Raw genomic sequence first — 20,451 nt, forward strand, 5'->3', positions numbered from 1 at the left:
CGATATGAACAGCATACAATTAAATCTATCTCAAAAAATCTGGAGCAGTAAGCTCTTATGTGCTGAGCTCGAGCAGTTTTTACAACAAAACAGCGTTCGTACCCAACAGAGGTTTAAAGTCATAACCTGCATTCTTGAAGCATTATCCAATGTCTTAGAGCATACCGACAGCCGTCTGGAACAGATAGTGGTAATTTTACATTGCGATCAAGAGATCATCACCATAGATCTGCTCGATAACTCACCCTACACCCCCATAGACGATCAGGTCGATTGCCCCTCTCCTTTCTCACTCTCGGGGAGAGGCTTATGGATCATACAGAGCTGGATGGATCAGATGAGGTTCCAGGCCTCAGTCGCAGGCACTCACCTCAGATTAAGCCTATTGCGCTGATCTCCTGTTAGGAGGTTCTTCAGATGTAGGAGGGCCTTCAGACCCGAGGCTCTCTCGCGGCTAAAGCCGCTCCGGTCTTCATTCTTTGACTGTCAGCGCAGCCTTCTGTGAACCAAGTGTTCGGTTATCTGTAGCCGCTTGTTTAGTGTTCTCTCGCGGCTGAAGCCGCTCCTACGAGGGTCTTCAGGCCCGAGGTTTCATGATGTTTTCTCTCCTCTAGAAGAATCTTCAGGCCCGAGCTTATCCCCTAAAACCTCCCTTGTAGGAGGTATCTAGACCAGAACCTTTCAGAAAACCCTCCCGGCTAAAGCCGGTCCTACAATATCGAATACCTACGTTCCTATAAAATTTAACGGTTTCTAGCTTTGCAAATTGCAAGGCAAATTATACAAGAGCGAAGTGCCTTGCTTGCATGAAGACACACCGACAAGAGTTTAAAATCAATATAATCAGTCAATTAAGACTTGGCCTAACTTGTGCTTTATACATTATTAAGTATCGATCAAAACAAGATAATTTTTTAAGGAGCTAGTTATGAAGTTCTCTCCCTTGGCACTCGAAAATGCATGCTTAGTTACCTTACCTAAGGAGATGATAATGGCTCAGACGCCTACACTCAGAGCCGCTATTTCTCGTCAAATTGAAACTGGCAGTACCAAGCTGGTGATGGATCTACATCAAGTGGAATATATCGACTCCAGTGGTCTGTCTATTTTGATCTCGGCACATAAACTCACCCAGAAACATTCAGGAGAGGTGGTCTTGCTCGCTCCTTCGGCTGGAGTACGCGCCCTGATCGAACTCACGCGGCTACATCATGTGTTCACCATTTTCGAAGACCGAGATGCGGCAATCGAACATATATGTACTCAATGATTGCTAGCAATAACTGAACATCAAGACAGGAAAAAGACCCACTGATAACATTTGATAGCTTATTGAGCAATGAGAGCATATTACGCTAAGGGCTAAAAATAATAGAATATCTAGGAGCTAATTATGGAAGAATTAGATGGCGATACGCTCAAGAGACTCAGTATATTTCTCTTACTAAACCTGGCAGCCGTAGTCTGCTTAGTCACGATCGATAATGAAGATAGGAACCTGTGTAAAAACAAAAATAACACAGTCACAAGTCAGCTAAGCTCCAACGATTCGATGAACACTAGAACCTGTCTCTATTATGGAGGGCGCGTCCTTCATGAGAGAAGTAATTAGGTCAATGCTGGAACACATCTTGTCGAACAAAAACTCAGTTCATTCGCATTTTGCAAAGATAACCAGTTCAAGTCAGCTTGAAAATAGATAATATTTGCAAACAGCGAAATATTATCAGCTAGAAAATAGTATAAAAACCAACAAGCACTCACTAAAGTATTAGAATAAAAAATAAATTTAAATCACTTAGCCAAAAACGCAGCAGCTGGCACTAATTATGTATAACTCTTTATAGAAAACCCGATTTATATTTCGTTTATGTCTATATTGAGGATTAAGGAAAGCTGATGCCAGTACTTGATAATTCCCAACGGGAAACTAGGAAAGGGCTCACCAAGGGCCTGTTCTCTCTTGGCTCGGCACAAGTACTGGGTCGGAGCATTAGATTTGCATCTAGCATCATCTTGGCCCGTCTGCTGACACCTGAAGTTTTCGGTGAAGTCGCCATCATACTTGCCAGCTTCGAACTCATCAGTGCCCCAACCAGACGCATCACCTCAGTACCCTTGCTAAAAATGGATGATAAGACCTTCCATTCAGCCCTGCCTATTGCGAATAAGATAAATTGGTTCGTCGCAATTATCGCATTTGTTGCCATGAGCTTACTCAGCTGGCCTCTCGCATTTCTCCATCAGGATTCAACATTAATCCCGCCTATGATACTCATGGCAACAAGCTATTTATTGCTTCCATTGGGCATGCTTCATGCGACATCTAACCTAAAGACAAACGAGATACCTGTCGTCGGTCAAGCCATTATGTGGCAGACCATAGCAGATGGGGTACTCACTGCCAGTTTAGCTTTGCTCGGTTTGGGGATCTGGGCCATTATCATACCTAAGGTATTAGTGATCCTTATATGGGTCGGGATCCACAGGAATCATACCTCCTTAGTTTATGGCTCAGACTCCCAGTGTCCTCCTGCCGAGCACTTTTATTATCAAAATCACGCTATCAATTCACGCTCAGGAATAGAGACCACAAGCGTGTCACATCAGGTGGCTAGCCTCGCCAAGATGAAGGACGATACAAGTCTAGCCGATCTTCAAAACTTGGCAATAAGTATCAAACTCATCGCCAACCTGAGGGATGCTGAAGAGATAAAGAAAATTACGCATAAATTCACCGAACGTGCGCCATCCACAAATGACATGCTACATATGGGGGCGCATATTGGCTTATATGATCTGAGTATCGCCTTAAGGAACAACATAGATTACTTGCTTGTGGGGTATTTTCTCGGACTGGAAGCACTTGGGGTTTACTTTTTTGCCGTCACCGCCAGTTTAGGGATCTGTGCTGCTATGGGACAGGGCTCGTCGAGTAAGGTTAAACCTGATCCCCACACGAATCCACCTAGCGATAAATACAGTAGCAGCCAAAGTGAAATTAGAAACCGTTATTGGCACTCCCTTTCACAGCGCCTCAAAATCGCCGTTCCAATAATAGTGCTGCAGCTTGTATTTGCCCCTCTATACCTGCCGTTTGTCTATGGCGAACATTGGCTTGATGCCGGAGCATTTCCCGTATTTATTCTATTTAGCTTATGCGGTCTTATCAGGCCTTATGGTGAAGCCGCCAGCCAGCTATTGACCAATATCAATATGCAAGGAATCAACCTTAAATTAAATATGGGTTTCACCTTGCTGTTAGTCCTCACTATTGGGTTTTTCAGCCAGTGGGGATTAAAGGAAGTGGCCTTAGGTGTCTTCCTCACTCAACTGTTCACTACGGTGTTCGTCAGTTACTACGCTCAGTCTTTCATCTTAAAATCAAGTGTATGTAAGGAAAACAACAGCAGTTCAAATAATAAAGAAAATAAAAAAATGGCAAAAGAATTTGAACAGGAGCTTCCTAATGACGCCTAGAGTCTCAGTAATTATGCCTATCTATAATGTACAGCACTTCGTCAAGAGTGCCATTAACTCCGTATTAATACAGTCATTTACTAACTTTGAGCTTATTCTGGTTAATGACGGTTCGACAGATAAGAGTGTAGATATTTGCCATTCAATACATGACCATAGAATTCGCATCGTAAATCATACTGAGAATAAAGGCCTATCCGCGGCAAGAAACACGGGGATTCGTCACGCCATAGGCAAATATATCGCCTTTCTCAATGCCGATGATATGTGGCATTCGGATAAACTCAAGATGCATGTCAAGCACCTGAGTCAATCACCTAAGGTTGGGATCAGTTTTTCTCGCTCAAGCTTTATGAGTCATAAAGGCAGGTTAATTCATTTCTATCAGATGCCACAGCTGACAGGGATCACAGCGGCTCATCTATTGTGTCGTAACCCGGTAGGAAATGGCTCAGCAGCCGTTATTCGTCGTGAAGCACTCAACGACATCCGTTTTCAAGCGCTAAACCATAGCGAAAATTATACTTGTTACTTCGATGAGCGTTTTCGTCAATCTGAAGACATTGAATGTTGGCTCAGAATAATGGCAACCACAGAGTGGAAGATGGAGGGGATCCCCGCCCCCCTTACTTTTTATCGACTCAGCCAGCGAGGCGTATCATCAAACATCATGAAGCAGCTCGCCTCGTGGGAGATGATGATAGATAAAGCGAAGCAATTCGCGCCAAAACTGTTAAAACGACATGAACAGGATGCAAGGGCTTACCAACACAGGTATCTCGCGAGACAAGCGATACGCAATGGTCAGGGTAAAAATGCAATAAAGCTGATAAATAGTGCCTTGAGGATCTCTCCATCAATATTACTGAATGAAACCAGTAGAACCTGTGTCACATTAACAGCGGCCTACCTGCTTTGGCTGCTGCCTTCGGCTCTCTATAAAATATTTGAAAATATTGGCCAATATTTTATGGGCCATGTTCAAAAAGTACGAATAAGTAAAGATGGGGTTAAATCATCTTTAATATCATAAACCTGCTTAGCGAATCAACAAAGCGCGTTGCGCTTTGCAAGCTCTCCCATGCAAACTGCAACGTTTCATCTCTCCCCCAGAAGTGATGCCGGATAAAAACCTGTAATCAACTGTAAACAAATGATTTTAAAATATGGCCTGACCTATGCATTATCTAAATAAATCACCATAGCTTTATCAATAAACAATAAGGCAGAAACAATGCTATCAGAGACACAAATAGACGCTGAAAGTACCAATGGATACGCCATTAGGGCGGTCGATATCTCGATGGCTGTATTACTCATTCTGGCGGCAGCCCCTGCGCTAGTTCTTAAATATCTCTATCGCAGGTGCCGATATGGCGCAGCCATTGAGCGAATTAACATTTATGGTACCAGAGGAAAGCAAATAGATTTATATCAATTTACAGGGGAAGGGATCTGCTGCCGCTGGCCTTACTTAATCAACTTGTTAGGAGGAGATCTCTCACTCGTCGGTAGCGAGATAGAGTTTAACTTCAAATCACATTCGGCTATGACGTCCGATAAAGACGATCAGCACATTCAAACAAGAGAATCATATATAAAACCTGGGATACTGACGTTTAAGCAGATGCACCAAAGGGTCGGCCTCAATTTTGAAAGCCAAGATGCAGAGGTATGCAAGGCACATAAAAACCCTATGATCTACTTGTTCGCTGCATTAAGGATCTCACTGACTCAAGTTTTTACCCCAAATAAAACTAGCAGCGCCGTAGCTCACATCCCCCTGTTCGGGCTTAAGCTAGATAATCTCACCATGGACGAGTTGCTGGAAAATATTACTCAACATGCATTAAATCACCAACTAGCCAAACTCAATCCTCTCTCGATGGATACGCCCATTGGCATGGTTCAATATGCGTTCGTCAATGCCGATTGTCTCAACATAAGCGCTAGAGACCCTAATTATCTTAGATGTTTACGCACGAGTTGCCATAGGGTGTTTGCCGATGGCTCAGGAATACGTTTGGCGAGCCAATGGAAGGGCTACTCACCAAAAGATAACCTCAATGGCACAGATATGTTTCCCAGATTATGTGAGCAGCTATCAAGCAAGGGGCTATCGGTTTTTCTTCTCGGTGGTGAACCCGGCGTAGCCGCTAAAACCGCTGTCAATATGCAGAGAACACTTCCCAATTTACAGATAGCAGGAACACACCATGGTTTTTTAAACACGCCTAAGCTTAATCAGGCTGTGATAGATAAAATCAACGACTCTGGTGCCAATGTATTACTGGTAGCCATGGGAGTGCCTAAACAGGAAGTCTGGCTTGAGGCCCATCAAGCTAAACTCAACATTGCCGTAGGAATAGGCGTCGGCGGATTATTCGACTTTTACTCAGGAAACATCAAACGAGCCCCCTTGTGGGTTAGGCAACTTGGTATGGAGTGGATATGCCGACTCGCCGAGGAACCCGTAAGAATGTGGAGACGCTACCTCTTAGGCAATCCACTCTTCTTGTATCGTGTTCTACTCGAAATATTCAGCCCCAAGCAGAGTAAATCAGTTTCAATCAAGAGGCAAGCGAGTAAGCCAGACTCAACCTGTGAAGTTTTGAGAGCTTCACATAAAAAGTCTGATGCCAGGTTTAAACCCGTAGAAACACCTTTAAGCAGTAAACTCCTCAACCTTACGAATAACCAAGTCCAAAACCGTCAGGCAATAAACCGTTGTCAGCGACAACTTGTGTTAGCAAGACTTAACTCAGGCTTAAAGCGAGGGGTCGACTTAGTCGGCGCAATAACACTTCTTATCTTGTTACTGCCTCTGTTGCTTACCGTCTCGGCACTTATACGCCTTGAATCTAAAGGCCCGGTATTTTTTAGTCAGCGAAGAGCAGGAAAACATAATGCCCTCTTTACTATGTGGAAATTTCGCTCCATGTATCAAGATGCCGAGTACCGTCTCAACAGACTGCAATCGGCCAACGAAGTACCTGGAGGCGTCCTGTTTAAAATGAAAAAAGATCCCAGAATCACCTTAATTGGCAAGTTGATCAGAAAGATGTCTATCGATGAGCTCCCCCAGCTGTGGAATGTCATCCACGGAGACATGTCCCTGGTGGGCCCAAGGCCGGCCCTCGAGTCTGAAGTTAAACAATATAGCCTCCACGACAGAAGACGATTAAGTGTAAAGCCCGGTATCACCTGTATCTGGCAAGTCAGTGGCCGCTCCGATATCCCCTTCGAGCAACAGGTTGAGCTCGATATTGACTATATCTATCAACAGTCTTTTGTCACCGATATCTGGCTACTCATTAAGACCATACCCGCAGTCATTTGGGCTCGCGGCGCCTACTAGTGTGTCAAAGGGTGACTAAAACAATGAAGTTGAGAGCACTCTGGTAAGAATGAATGAGCAAGCGAGTAAATAAAGGTCATCAATTAAAGCATAAATAAAACACGACTATGGCAGTCAACCGATAACACAAACTTTTATCTGGGAGCGCAGCACATGCAAGCCATTATTTTCGCAAATAGATCTGGCGATGAATTAGCCCCTCTAAATAGCCATTACAGCCCGGCCCTGCTCCCCATTGGGAATAAGGCTGTGATCGAATATACCTTAGAGGATATAGTCAAATCTGGTATCACCAAAATAAAGTTAATTGTCTCCTCTCAAGCCAAAGAGATTGAACAGTATCTGGGTCAAGGTGAGAGGTGGGGCCTGGAAATAGATTACTTCTTGAGTAAACCAGAGGAAGAGACAGGTCTGATTTTAAAACGTTTAGCACTTTCATCCGAGGAAAGCCTGCTACTCGTACGGGGTGACATATTTCGTTCGCCCTCTATAGCCCAATTTATCGATTTTTCTATGGATTTCTCCGATGACTTTGTCCAAGCGAAGATGGAAAACCAAAATGCAGGCATGATGCTACTTCCCGCCGCGCTCCCCTATATCGCCGATATAGACTGGCCATTTTCGCCACACTTTGACAGCACTAGCGTAGTGACACTCGTCCTACATGGACGCTGCTTTATGTTGGATAGCTTTCGCTCTTATATGGACGCCAACTTGAGTCTAGCGACTAACGAGCTTCCATCACTCTCTCCATCGGAACGAAGTTACATATCGGCCAACCCACAGCAAGATTTTTATGTTGGTGCGAAGGCCCGTACAGGTCCGTTAAATGAGCAAGATGGCTGGGGGATCATAGGTGAAAATAGTAGAATAGAAGACAAGGTTCAGCTGAAGGAATGTATAGTGATCGGCAGCAACTGCCTGATCGATAAAGAGTCTACTTTAGAAAACTGCATCATACTGCCTAATACCTATGTGGGTGAAAAATTAGAAGTAAAAAATAGCATCCTATGCAAAAACTTACTGATCAACCTTCAAAACTCGGGGGTAATCCAGATAAATGATCAAGCATTGATCGGTGCAAACGAGAGCCAAGCTAAACCAGGTAAGAATAAAACCGGCTCCATAACCAAAGGCCTGCTACTCATTTTGCTGGTAACGAGTCTGCCCCTGTGGCCATTACTGACCTTATATTCATCCATCAGAAATGCCTTAATGAAACAAGCTGAAGATTCAACGATCTCTGACACTTTTATCGATAATCTCGGTCAGACGTTTCCGGCCTGGAGGTGGAACATTCCCTCAGCGATCACCGCCAGACTACCCCAGTTGTATCACGTGTTAACCGGAAGACTAGATCTTTTTGGTGACTCGCCGGAAGCAAGATACGCCACAGGAAAAGAGCAGCGACGCCTAGGCGTATTGGGGCCTGTACAGTTACTGCTAGACCATACCGCTCCCGAAGAGGAGCGACAATTATTAGAGCTCGAATTCGATGCAGATCTTAGAGCCACAAAATACCTACACTTGCTCTGGCGTGCTTTCGAGTAGATCGGCAATGATAGGAGAAGTCTGATGAAATCCATTATTTTTTTATTATTAAGAAAAGCCATCTATTACACTTCGGGCCTATGTCCAAGAGCCACTAAGGCCGTAATAGGAAGTAACCAAGACAGATTTTCCGATAATGCCAAATACCTGTACCTTCACTGGCAAAATACTGACTTTATCCGGTCAATTTGGATAAGTGGTGACAAGGAGCTAGTTAGCCAACTCAGAGGTGATGGCTTTGAAGCCTATCACCGCAGAAGCATAAGAGGAATATTCCACTGTTTGACCGCTAAGTACTATTTTTACACCAGCTACATAGGGGACATAAGCCAATACTTGGCCAAAGGTGCAACTAAGGTCAATCTCTGGCATGGATCGCCACTCAAGAAAATTGAATTCGACATCATCTCGGGTCCACTAGCAACAACTTACCAGGCAACTGACTTGAAAAATAAATTATTCAACTCCTTAAAGTACCATCAGGCCTATATCAAACCCGATATCATGTTCAGCCCTAGCCCAGTGATGGATGTGCTCTTCTCATCGGCGTTTAGGCTACCCACATCACAAATCCATCGCAGCGGAAACCCAAGGACCGACTACTACCGACGTTACCCGGAGAAAAAGCAGTCTATTACTCAATTATTTAACCAACAATATAATCAAGTGATCCTCTACCGCCCTACTTGGATAGACTCCCCCCGGGATGCAAAGATAAGTACTAAGAGAGACATTGGAAGACAGGCTGAGAGAGGGAATGATCAAAAAACAGAAAAAAGTGCAGAACAAAGCTCAGAGAAGAACATAAAGCCAAACAAGCGATACATAGGGGGAATCAACTGGCAATCGCTCTCGACTCAGTTACAGGAAAATAATCAGCTGTTTCTGATCCGATTTAATCCTAGCCAAGCCCATCTGGCTAAACAGCTTAAGAACTATGCCAACATCATAGATATTTCTCATTGGCAGGATATCTATAATATTTTTCATGAAATAGACCTCTTGATCACAGATGAATCATCTCTGTGTATCGATTTTCTGCTCTATCAAACACCCACAATTTTTTATACCAGCTCTGATGTAAGAAAAGACGAAACGTCAAAAACAGCAGCTTCAACTTTAACGAAGCCTTCAACAAGCGCTTTACTTACACAGACTGAGACAAAAACAGAGACTGAAAACAGTCATACTAAAAGTGACAACTATGACTATGTAGACAACTTGCCCCTGTTTGGAATAGGACACTCAAAAACCTTAGATAACTTTGAAGATTTGCTAACGAAGCTTAGATCCGATAACAGCTTCTATATTTCAGCCGAAGAGAGCCAAGAATACAAACAGCTGACACAATTGTTCTGGCCAGAACAATTGTGTGATGCCTTCGATACGATCGAGAAGCAGATAGGAAAGATATCGAATAAAACCAAGGTGCCACAACAGGAATGCAGAGCCAATACCACACCCCCGTAGGAGCCTGCTTTAGCCGCGAAGCCTTGCCTTGCTAATTCTTCTCGGGGTAAAGCCCCTCCGACACAAGATAAGACCAATGTAACTCAATACACCTACATGGGTCGATTAAACCCAATCCCCCGTAGGAGCGTGCTTCAGCCGCGAAGGTTATCTTATTAATGAGAGGTTTGAAGCAAACCTAAGAGGTACTCACCATAACCGCTATTGAGCAAGGGCTTAGCCAGCTCTCTCAACTGTGCATCATCAATCAAGCCTAGACGGTAAGCGACCTCTTCAGGACAGTTTATCTTGAGGCCTTGTCGCTTTTCTATGGCAGAAATAAATTGAGTCGCCTCAGCTAAAGCATCAGGAGTGCCTGTATCAAGCCAGGCAGTGCCTCTGCCCAGTATATTCACGTTTAAAGCGTTGGAACTTAAGTACATGTTAACCAGATCAACAATCTCGAGCTCACCTCGCCCGGAAGGAGTAATTTGTTTAGCAAAATCAGAGGCTCTATTATCGAAGAAATACAGCCCAAGCATAGCATACTTAGATTGTGGCTTAACTGGTTTCTCCTCAATCGAGAGTGCACGCCCACTTTTATCGAAGCTAATCACGCCATAATCTTGAGGATTAGACACGTGATATGCAAACACAGTAGCACCAGATAATGCAGCGCTGGGTTCAATAGCACAGGTCTGAGCCAATAACGGAGTTAGCGAATCACCATGAAAGAGATTATCGCCTAAGATTAAGGCGCTAGGTCCTCCATCGAGAAAGTCTTCCGCTATGATAAGGGCCTCAGCAAGCCCATTGGGCTCTGATTGCTCGGCGTATTGCAGCGAAATGCCCCATTGAGTACCGTCCTGCAACAGGGCACGAAACAGAGGCAGATCAACCGGTCTGCAAATAAGTAGAATCTCTCTTATCCCAGCCTGCATCAGAGTCGAAATAGGATAATAGATCATAGGTTTATCATAAACTGGCAGTAACTGCTTACTCACAACCTGAGTCATAGGAAACAACCTGGACCCAGTACCACCAGCTAAAATAATGCCTTTTCTCATATTTGGCTTACAACTCAAAAATTAACAGAAAAATAGGTGATATCTTATCACACTGTAGGAGCGGCTTTAGCCGCGAAGGATTGATGCAAACAAAAGATTCGGGCCTAAAGACCCTCCTACAAAAAAGATAAAACCTGTACGCTCCGATTCAATTCAATTCAATTCAATTAAACCGTAGGAGCGCGCTTTAGCCGCGATTTTCTTCTAAAATTAATAAATTGATTTCAATCAGAACAAAGCTAATTATGGAACATGGCAGTGACTTGCGGCTTGGAAGATATAGCCAAGAGAACAATATCTATTTCGTTACAACAAATACTCACGATAGAGAGCCATTGTTTAGTGATTTTGGCAGCGCTCGAATAGTCATTAATAATTTGAGATTGTCTGATGACCAAAAGATAACATCGACTATAGGCTATACCTTGATGCCAGATCACCTGCATTGGCTATTCACACTCAATGATGTCACTGATTTAAGTTATGCCGTAGGGAAAATCAAAGGTCGAAGTGCAAAACAGATAAATACTCATCTAAAACGGAATATTAAAGTGTGGCAAGCCGGATTTTACGATCATTGCTTAAGGCAAGATGAAGAGATAAAAGAAGTGATGAGGTACATAGTGGCTAACCCATTGAGAGCGAATTTAGTAGACAACATTGGTAATTACTCTCATTGGGATTGCATATATTTACCCGTAGGGAGCAGCTTTAGCCTCGATTGATTGATGTAAACAAAAGATTTACCGTAGGAGCGTGCTTCAGCCGCGAAGGATTGATGTAAACAAAAGATTCGGGCCTAAAGACCCTCCTACATAATCAAACAATGCCCTACATAGGTCGATTAAACCCCACACACAAAATGCAACTTATGTATAAAACTCTTCTACTGTTTTAATAAATCTATCCAGTTCTGTTTTAGCTAATGCATTGATCCCTGCGGCTGCGGCCCGACCGCCACCGGTATCAAATTGGCTACAGATATCGCCAGCTCCCTGCTTATTGCTTAATGGTGCCCTTAAAGACACGGTAAAAGTGCCATCATTATTATCGGTTAACACCCCATGGGCAGAGTCAGGATTTAGATTAGCCAGGTAGTTACCGTACACCCCGCTGATGCGTCTCGCCCAGGCACTATCGGGTAACTCAAAGACTGATAAGTTTGCACTTCGATGGCAAGACTCGACGGCCAATACCTTATCCATGTCTTGTCTATATACGCTTTGAAGCTGGTAGAAAGGTGAATCAGCATCGGCTATCACATCGAAAGGATTGGGATACTTAAGCAAGGCTAGATACAGATCTGCGGGATGAAAATGAAGGTCTTCAGTTTTACTGCCGTAACCATTGTAATTAATCAGGGTGCCGAGCTCATTGAGCAGCGCTGCTTGCTCCTTAGATAAACCCGCTTCTTCTGCTAATTTATTGGCCTTAGCGATAAGGTTATCCCCGAAAGCGGCCGTGATCGCCCAAAGATAAAATTGTCCCTCTAACAACTTATCTATGATTAGTGCCGTACAGGTATCAGCATCTAAATCGATGTGAGCTTGTAAATGCTGATGCTGAGGAATGTCACCGCATCTATGGTGATCGGCGTAATACACAGTCGCACCGATTTTAAGAGCACCGAGCAGAGCATCTCGATTCTTCTCCATTGAGATATCAAGTACAGTAAGGCTATCTCCAGACCTCACAGTCACTTTCTCCAGTAACTGGATGTCACGTTTAACGCCTGTCACCAACTCACTCTCAATCGGGTTCGCCAATCTAAGCTGCAACAAGGCGATAATGCCATCGGCATCACCGTTAAAGATATCATAATTCATAAGCACCCTTTAAATGAGACCCTACACACCGTAGGAGCATGCTTTAGCCGCGATATATTTTATTATCGGCATGGAAAATTCGAGCCTAAAGACCCTCCTACACAAGATAAGACCAATACAACCCATTACACCAACACTGGTCGATTAAACCCTATCCCCGTAGGATCGCGCTTTAGCCGCGATGCCTTTCTTGTTAATTCTTCTCGGGGCTAAAGCCCCTCCTACACAAGATAAGAACATACACCAACACCTACCGATGATATCAAACACACATTGTAGGAGCGCGCTTTAGCCGCGATGATTTTCTTGTTAATTCTTTTCGGGCCTAAAGACCCTCCTACACAAGATAAGAACATACACCAACACCTACCGATGATATCAAACACACATTGTAGGAACGCGCTTTAGCCGCGATGATTTTCTTGTTAATTCTTTTCGGGCCTAAAGACCCTCCTACACAAGATAAGAACATACACCAACACCTACCGATGATATCAAACACACATTGTAGGAGCGCGCTTTAGCCGCGATGGTTTTTGCGGTCCTACATATCGATATAAGCATGTGATTTCAGGTAATCTATCACCTGCTTCGCACAAGCTTCCACCGACTGTTCAGCTGTTTTAACGTGTACTTCTGGGCTCACTGGTAATTCATAGGCTGAATCTATGCCGGTGAAGTTCTTAATCTCACCTGCACGGGCTTTCTTGTATAAACCTTTTGGGTCTCTTAGCTCACATATTTCAATCGGCGTGTCGATAAACACCTCGATAAATTCCCCGCTCTTTAACTGACTTCGAACCTGCTCTCTATCAGCAAGAAAAGGTGAGATAAATGCTGTTGAGACCAGCTGACCTGCATCGACAAACAACTTGGACACTTCACCAATACGCCGAATGTTCTCGACTCTGTCTTCATCCGAGAAACCCAAGTCACCATTTAAACCATGACGAACGTTGTCGCCATCTAACAGGTAGGTTTTACAACCTATGTCATGCAGCATCTTATCAACTGCATTAGCCACCGTAGACTTTCCTGAGCCACTTAGGCCAGTAAACCAAAGCACGGCTGGGCGATGGCCATTACTCGCTATTCGCTCTTCATGTGACACACTAGCTTGATGCCAAACGACGTCGGAGGATGACTCGCCTTGCGTCTCAACATTCTTATAGGGAGACGCTTCTTCTATTTTATCTATCTTTACTGTCATCACATATCCAATTTTGATTATTTCCGGTGATACACCTTTAAGCTGATGCCTCTCCCGGTGGATTAAATATTCTCCCTGTAGGAGCGGCTTTAGCCGCGAAGGATTGAAACAAGCAAAAGCCTCGGGCCTAAAGACCCTCTTACATCTAAAGGCCCTCCTACAAAAGATAGAAACAATATATACCGATTCAATCCCACACACCGTAGGAGCGTGCTTTAGCCATGATTGATACAAGCAAAATATCGGGCCTAAAGGCCCTCCTACATAAACGGGAAAAACACAGGTACAGCCATGAGTACTATGGCGCCATAAGTCAGGCTCACTGGCAGTCCGACTCTTACAAAGTCGATTATTCGATAATGTCCGGCGTTATACACCATCAAGTTAGTCTGGTAACCATAAGGGCTAATGAAACTGCCACTCGCCGCAAAAGCGACGGTCATAACAAAAGGTAATATATCCACACCAAAACCTAAGGCGATACTGTAAGCGATAGGAAACATTAATGCAGCGGCAGCATTATTGGTAATAAGCTCAGTCATCAACCAGGTTGCGACATAAACCAGTATCAAAGCCAGATAGAGGTGATCTTTATCCGTTACGTTATTCACCCACTGAGCCACTAAATCGGCGACGCCATTATTAACTAATGCATGTGATAGCAAGATAGCCGTCGACACAATTAACCAAATATCGACGGGGAAACGTCTCACCACTTCGTTCACGTTGAGACATTTACTAAAAATAAGCACGCCAAGCAGAAGCAACATCCCTTGCAGCATCTCTATGACACCCGTGGCAGCAAGTGCAATGGTCAATACAAAGCCACCGATTGAGAGCCACGCCTTGGCACCATTGATACGAACTTCAGGCTCAACACCACTGATAACAATGAAGTTTTTACTGATATTTCTTCGAGCCTTAAAGTCTTCACCTACGGCTAATATCAAAAAGTCTCCCGCCTTGATGACGACCTCGCCTAGCTTACCCGAGATCTCCTCCCCGTCACGGCGAATCGCCACAACTGCGGCATCGAACAAAGCCCTAAAGCCAGAGCCTTTCAATGTCTTAGCTATGAGTACACTTTCTTGCTTCACCACCACTTCGGTTAAATTTGAGTCCAGTAAGCCATTTTTCTCGGCAAACATCTCTAAACCGGAGAATTGACTCAACTGCATCATCTTAGTGATATCGCCACTGAAAATAAGCCTGTCATTAAGCAGCAAGACTTCTGTCGGTGTTACCGGGCTTATCAAGCGTCCGTCCCGAACGACTTCTACTAAGAACAGCGATTCAAGATGTCGAAGGCCATTATCTTCGACCGAACGGCCAATAAGCTCGGAGCCAGCGACAACTTTAGCATCGATAAAGTAGCCTTTGGAGCAGGTTTCTTTATGCTCGATATCAGGCAACCAGCGAGAGGCCAGTCTTAATACCAGGCCGCAGCCTAATACCAACATGATGCCTACTGCAGTAAACGAAAAGAAACTGAGTGACTTGCCAGTAGCATCGATATAGAGGCTGTTAACGATCAAGTTGGTGGATGTACCAATTAAGGTGAGCGTTCCCCCTAAGATAGCGGCGTAGGAAAGAGGCAATAACAATTTGCTGGAAAAATGATGCGGATTATTTCGAATTGGCGATAACAAGGTCGCGACCACGGCCGTGTTATTGAGCATGGCCGAGCTTAACGCTGTAATTCCGAAGAGCCTCAGCCAGGTTGAATTGTAACTGCTCACTATCACCTTAGAAGCAATCACCCTAAGCAAGCGAGTCTTCTCTAAGGCAAAGGAGCATAAGATCAACAGCACCAGAGTCACCAAACCAGGGTTAGACATGCTCGACAGCAGTTGCTCTTTCGAGACTAAATTAAGTCCGACCAAGGCTAACAGAGCCACACCAAACACCACAGCTGGGCGGCTCTGAAAACGAATAAGTCCCGCGATTGTCGCGACAAATATTCCAATGGTTAAATATGCATCTAGAGACATAGATTCCTATGATTATTTCTGTTGTAGGAGCGCGCTTTAGCCGCGATTGATTGAAACAACCACAAATTCGGGCCTAAAGACCCTCCTACAAAGAGATATCCTTGCTTTCCCAATGTGGGAAATGCTTACGCACCAAAGCATTCATCTCTAATTCAAACTCCGAATAGCTGTGCTTAGCCGACTGATTGGCTGAAGCGATCTTGGAAGATATTGGATTACGGATCATCCCTGCGCCAACGGTTACATTAGTCAGACGATCGATAATAATAAATGCCCCCGTAGCACGGTTAACATCATAGGGATCAAATTGCACTGGCTCAGTGACGGCAAAATGGCAGTTACCTATCTCATTGAGTTCAAGTTGCTGTGCCTTTTGCTTCTCGAGCGTATTAACATCTATCTTGTGATTGATGGCGTCGGCATAACCATAGACGGACTTGCTGCCGACTTTAATAGCATACTCACGATCGACACACAAAGGCTCTTCTGTCATCCAAACCACGTCAGCTTCGAAGTTGCTGAGTGAATGTGGTTTATCATGTGGGCGCACTAGCATGTCACCACGGCCGACATCAATCTCATCTTCGAGGGTCAAGGTGATAGCCTGCCCCGCAGAGGCTTTCTCAAGATCACCATCGAATGTGACGATTGACTTAATACGCGTCTCTTTATTAGACGGCAAAGCCACAACAGTATCGCCAACGCGGATCTCACCCGAACCTATGGTTCCACAGAATCCACGAAAATCTAAATTGGGTCGATTAACATATTGCACCTGAAAGCGGAACGACTCACTTCTATCTTGTTCAACCGAAACAGTATTAAGCAACTTGAGTAAGGTAGACCCCGGATACCAAGTCATATTCGTACTTTCGTTTACAACGTTATCGCCTTTCAAGGCCGATATTGGCACGAAGCGGACATCAGAGAATGACAATGCTTTGGCAAACTCACGATAATCCTTCTTAATGTTCTGATAAACGGCCTGATCATAATCCACCGCATCCATCTTATTGATGGCGATGATCACGTGCTTGATACCTAACTGAGAACAAATAAAGCTGTGACGTTTGGTCTGAACTTGGACGCCATGGCGAGCATCGATCAAGATAATCGCTAAATCACAGGTTGAGGCACCTGTCGCCATGTTACGAGTATACTGCTCATGACCCGGAGTATCGGCAATGATAAACTTACGTTGCTCGGTAGTGAAATAGCGATAAGCCACATCTATGGTAATGCCCTGCTCTCGCTCAGACTGCAGTCCATCGACAAGCAGTGCTAAGTCGAATGATTCGTCGGTGGTGTTAAAGCGTTTCGAGTCTTTAACAATCGCCGCCATCTGATCTTCGAAGATCATCTTGCTATCGAACAACAAGCGCCCGATTAAAGTAGACTTACCATCATCGACACTGCCACAAGTTAGCACTCGCAACATATCTTTGTTTTCGTGGACTTGAAGATACTCTTCAATGTCAGAAGCAATCAAATTCGAACTTGTGGTCATCTCTGTTCCTTATCTATGAGCTTCGAAAATCTTGCTCATAGTTAATCTAAATTCTATACATTCGCCGTAGGAGCGTGCTTTAGCCGCGAAGCTTTTAACAACAAAAATCTATTCCCGGCGCAAGCCGGTCCTATTACTAAAATCGCTTATCAATTTTAGAAATAGCCTTCCATCTTCTTCTTTTCCATAGACCCTGAAGAGTCATTATCTATCACTCGACCCTGGCGCTCAGAGGTTGTACACAGCAGCATCTCTTGAATTATCTCAGGCAAGGTAGTCGCTTCAGACTCGACTGCACCGGTAAGCGGGTAGCAACCTAGAGTCCTGAATCTAACCATCTTCTGTTGAACCACTTCACCTTCTTCTATCGGCATACGCTCATCATCGACCATGATTAGCGTGCCATCACGTTCAACAACAGGGCGAGTTTTCGCCAGGTACAGCGAGGGGATTTCGATACCTTCTAGATAGATGTACTGCCAGATATCGAGCTCGGTCCAGTTCGATAACGGGAAAACACGAATGCTTTCGCCCTTATCGACTTTACCGTTATAGATATTCCACAGCTCAGGGCGTTGATTCTTAGGGTCCCATCTGTGCTTACTATCACGGAAAGAATAGACACGCTCTTTAGCACGAGATTTTTCCTCATCGCGGCGAGCACCACCGAAGGCGGCATCGAATCCATGCATGTCCAATGCCTGCTTAAGGCCTTCGGTTTTCATTATGTCAGTATGCTTAGCACTACCATGGGTGAACGGACCCACCCCCATTTCGATACCTCGAGGATTCTTATGGACTATCAGTTCGAAGCCATGTTTCTTTGCCATCTTATCCCTGAACTCGATCATCTCTTTGAACTTCCAGTTCGTATCGACATGCATCAATGGAAACGGGATCTTGCCAGGGTAAAACGCCTTACGCGCCAGATGCAGTAATACAGATGAGTCCTTCCCCACAGAATAGAGCATTACAGGATTATCAAACTCTGCGGCCACTTCACGCATAATTTGAATCGATTCAGCTTCAAGCTGTTTAAGATGAGTTAGATGTGTAGACATATCGACTTCCGCGTAAACCCTAATCAAACCTAATTAACAACAACTATCAATTTAGTGTGTCGATAACCAGAAACTTTTAACTTAAGGAGATAATAGCAGCACGGGTAAGGATTAAAAGTTATAAACAGGGTTTATCTATATCAAAATGAAATATGAAGTGCAGAAACGAATTTTGAGGAATGGAAAGAGGAGCAAAGATGACGGCTATGCCTGAAAAGCTAAAACGACGCTACGCTGTTGAGGCAAAGATGGTATGAAAGCAAAGACGGCGGCTGAGCCTGAAAAACTAAGACGACGCTTCGCTATTGAGGCGAAGATGGTATTAAGAACAAAGATGGCGGCTATGCCTAGAAAGCTAAGACGACGCTTCGCTATTGAGGCGAAGATGGTATTAAGAACAAAGATGGCGGCTATGCCTAGAAAGCTAAGACGACACAAGCTAAAGGAGCAGAGACGGTTTAATTTGTAGGTCCTACATGATTTGTAGGAGCGGCTTTAGCCGCGAAAGAACACATTGTAGGAGCGTGCTTTAGCCGCGATTGATTGAAACAATCAAAGCCTCGGGCCTAAAGACCCTCCTACATCTAAAGCCCCAAACCCCAAATAACAAAAAGCCCGCCCTAAATAAATAGAAGCGGGCATCAGTGTTCATGTGGCCGTAGGCCATTCTGTAAGCGCAGCGTTCTGTGGTCGATGGCGATATCCGCCACACCTCTTCGTAGGAGCGTGCTTTAGCCGCGATTGGTTCAAATAAGCAAAGCCTCGGGCCTAAAGACCCTCCTACATCTAAAGCCCCAAACCCCAAATAACAAAAAGCCCGCCCTAAATAAATAGAAGCGGGCATCAGTGTTCATGTGGCCGTAGGCCATTCTGTAAGCGCAGCGTTCTGTGGTCGATGGCGATATCCGCCACACCTCTTCGTAGGAGCGTGCTTTAGCCGCGATTGGTTCAAATAAGCAAAGCCTCGGGCCTAAAGACCCTCCTACAAAAAAACAAAACTAAACTCAGTCTTTCGCTAAAATTTGTTCCAACTGCGCTCTAAACTCTGTACCTAACTTATCGTTTCTGAGGCCATATTCTACAAATGCAGTCATGTAGCCAAGCTTATCACCACAATCATGGGACTTACCTGTCATATGAAATGCTTCTACGGTATCGGATTCGATCAACATATCGATGGCATCTGTAAGTTGGATCTCATCCCCGGCACCAGCAGGTGTTCTTGCTAGAAGATCCCAGATTTTGTCAGATAAAACATAACGGCCTACAACCGCAAGGTTAGATGGAGCCTCATCAAGAGCTGGTTTCTCGACCATCTTAGAGATAGCTGTTGACTCACCAGCACACAAACCCACGCCATCACAATCGGCAATACCATACTTACTGACGTCTTCATCGGGCACAGGTGAAACCATGATCTGACTCGCCAAAGTAGACTTGTAACGGCCAATCATGGCCGCTAAATTTTCACTGGTTTGATTAGCTGTATATTCATCTAAAATCACATCGGGTAAAACCACAGCAAAAGGATTATTACCAATACATGGCTTAGCACACAAGACAGCATGCCCTAACCCTTTAGCCTCACCTTGACGCACATGCATTATGGTCACGTCTTTAGGACAAATAGCCTGTACTTCTTCCAGTAACTGCCGCTTTACCCGCTTCTCGAGCGTTGATTCTAGCTCATAAGAAGTATCAAAATGGTTCTCGATGGCATTTTTACTGGCATGAGTTACCAGCACAATCTCTTTAACCCCAGCTTTAACGCACTCATCGACAATATATTGAATTAAAGGCTTATCGACTAAAGGCAACATCTCTTTAGGGATGGCTTTGGTAGCAGGAAGCATACGCGTACCAAGCCCAGCTACAGGAATAACAACTTTCATAAAAATCAAACCTTTTGAAACATATACTTTAAAACAAAACGGCTCCTTTTATCAAAGGA

Annotated in this window: 16 protein-coding genes; 9 read left to right on the top strand and 7 right to left on the bottom strand. The window is 44.4% G+C overall.

Going from position 1 to position 20,451, the window contains the following annotated elements; all coding sequences use genetic code 11:
- The first annotated feature begins 4 nt into the window (after positions 1-4).
- The 7 genes from FS373_RS20260 (at position 5) to FS373_RS20290 (ending at position 9,859) form a co-directional block, all read left to right on the top strand.
- The gene (locus FS373_RS20260; protein ID WP_144045909.1) at positions 5-394 is read left to right on the top strand and encodes an ATP-binding protein; all 390 of its coding nucleotides are present in this window, start codon (positions 5-7) and stop codon (positions 392-394) included.
- Between the two features lie 534 nt (positions 395-928).
- Positions 929-1,270, top strand: coding sequence for an STAS domain-containing protein (locus tag FS373_RS20265; protein ID WP_144045908.1), 342 nt, complete (start codon positions 929-931; stop codon positions 1,268-1,270).
- Between the two features lie 629 nt (positions 1,271-1,899).
- A complete protein-coding gene (locus FS373_RS20270; RefSeq protein WP_152830450.1) occupies positions 1,900-3,480 on the top strand; it encodes an oligosaccharide flippase family protein in 1,581 nt (526 codons plus the stop codon).
- On the top strand, positions 3,470-4,513 hold the full coding sequence (locus FS373_RS20275; RefSeq protein WP_152830451.1) for a glycosyltransferase family 2 protein: 1,044 nt from the start codon (positions 3,470-3,472) through the stop codon (positions 4,511-4,513). Before FS373_RS20270 ends, FS373_RS20275 begins: the two co-directional genes overlap by 11 nt.
- A gap of 201 nt (positions 4,514-4,714) precedes the next feature.
- On the top strand, positions 4,715-6,838 hold the full coding sequence (locus tag FS373_RS20280; protein ID WP_152830452.1) for a WecB/TagA/CpsF family glycosyltransferase: 2,124 nt from the start codon (positions 4,715-4,717) through the stop codon (positions 6,836-6,838).
- Between the two features lie 153 nt (positions 6,839-6,991).
- Positions 6,992-8,389: a nucleotidyltransferase family protein gene (locus FS373_RS20285; RefSeq protein ID WP_152830453.1), complete on the top strand. Its 1,398-nt coding sequence runs from the start codon at positions 6,992-6,994 to the stop codon at positions 8,387-8,389.
- A 24-nt stretch (positions 8,390-8,413) separates the two neighbouring features.
- Positions 8,414-9,859, top strand: a complete 1,446-nt coding sequence (locus FS373_RS20290) for a CDP-glycerol glycerophosphotransferase family protein (RefSeq protein ID WP_152830454.1) — start codon at positions 8,414-8,416, stop codon at positions 9,857-9,859.
- A 155-nt stretch (positions 9,860-10,014) separates the two neighbouring features.
- Here the strand turns inward: FS373_RS20290 and rfbA are convergent, their stop codons facing one another.
- Entirely contained in the window at positions 10,015-10,905 is an 891-nt protein-coding gene (gene rfbA / locus FS373_RS20295; protein WP_152830455.1) for a glucose-1-phosphate thymidylyltransferase RfbA, read from the bottom strand.
- A gap of 245 nt (positions 10,906-11,150) precedes the next feature.
- Here rfbA and FS373_RS20300 point away from each other — a divergent pair, with 245 nt between their 5' ends.
- Positions 11,151-11,630 carry an REP-associated tyrosine transposase gene (locus FS373_RS20300; RefSeq protein ID WP_152830456.1) on the top strand — a complete coding sequence of 160 codons (480 nt, stop codon included), beginning with the start codon at positions 11,151-11,153 and terminating at the stop codon, positions 11,628-11,630.
- Between the two features lie 144 nt (positions 11,631-11,774).
- On the opposite strand, the gene FS373_RS20305 is transcribed toward FS373_RS20300, so the two are convergent.
- From FS373_RS20305 to cysD, 5 genes are all read right to left on the bottom strand, one after another.
- Positions 11,775-12,731, bottom strand: a complete 957-nt coding sequence (locus tag FS373_RS20305) for a DHH family phosphoesterase (protein WP_152830457.1) — start codon at positions 12,729-12,731, stop codon at positions 11,775-11,777.
- A 544-nt stretch (positions 12,732-13,275) separates the two neighbouring features.
- Positions 13,276-13,941, bottom strand: coding sequence for an adenylyl-sulfate kinase (gene cysC / locus FS373_RS20310; RefSeq protein WP_152830458.1), 666 nt, complete (start codon positions 13,939-13,941; stop codon positions 13,276-13,278).
- Positions 13,942-14,201: 260 nt separating this feature from the next.
- A complete protein-coding gene (locus tag FS373_RS20315; RefSeq protein WP_152830459.1) occupies positions 14,202-15,932 on the bottom strand; it encodes an SLC13 family permease in 1,731 nt (576 codons plus the stop codon).
- A gap of 85 nt (positions 15,933-16,017) precedes the next feature.
- The gene (gene cysN, locus FS373_RS20320) at positions 16,018-17,439 is read right to left on the bottom strand and encodes a sulfate adenylyltransferase subunit CysN (protein WP_152830460.1); all 1,422 of its coding nucleotides are present in this window, start codon (positions 17,437-17,439) and stop codon (positions 16,018-16,020) included.
- 155 nt (positions 17,440-17,594) lie between these two features.
- Positions 17,595-18,500, bottom strand: coding sequence for a sulfate adenylyltransferase subunit CysD (gene cysD, locus FS373_RS20325; RefSeq protein ID WP_144045897.1), 906 nt, complete (start codon positions 18,498-18,500; stop codon positions 17,595-17,597).
- Positions 18,501-18,753: 253 nt separating this feature from the next.
- On the opposite strand from cysD, the gene FS373_RS20330 reads away from it, so the two are divergent.
- On the top strand, positions 18,754-18,969 hold the full coding sequence (locus FS373_RS20330; RefSeq protein WP_152830461.1) for a hypothetical protein: 216 nt from the start codon (positions 18,754-18,756) through the stop codon (positions 18,967-18,969).
- Positions 18,970-19,504: 535 nt separating this feature from the next.
- Here the strand turns inward: FS373_RS20330 and galU are convergent.
- Positions 19,505-20,392 carry a UTP--glucose-1-phosphate uridylyltransferase GalU gene (galU, locus tag FS373_RS20335; RefSeq protein WP_152830462.1) on the bottom strand — a complete coding sequence of 296 codons (888 nt, stop codon included), beginning with the start codon at positions 20,390-20,392 and terminating at the stop codon, positions 19,505-19,507.
- Positions 20,393-20,451 lie beyond the last annotated feature (59 nt).

It is taken from the genome of Shewanella sp. YLB-07 (assembly GCF_009377275.1).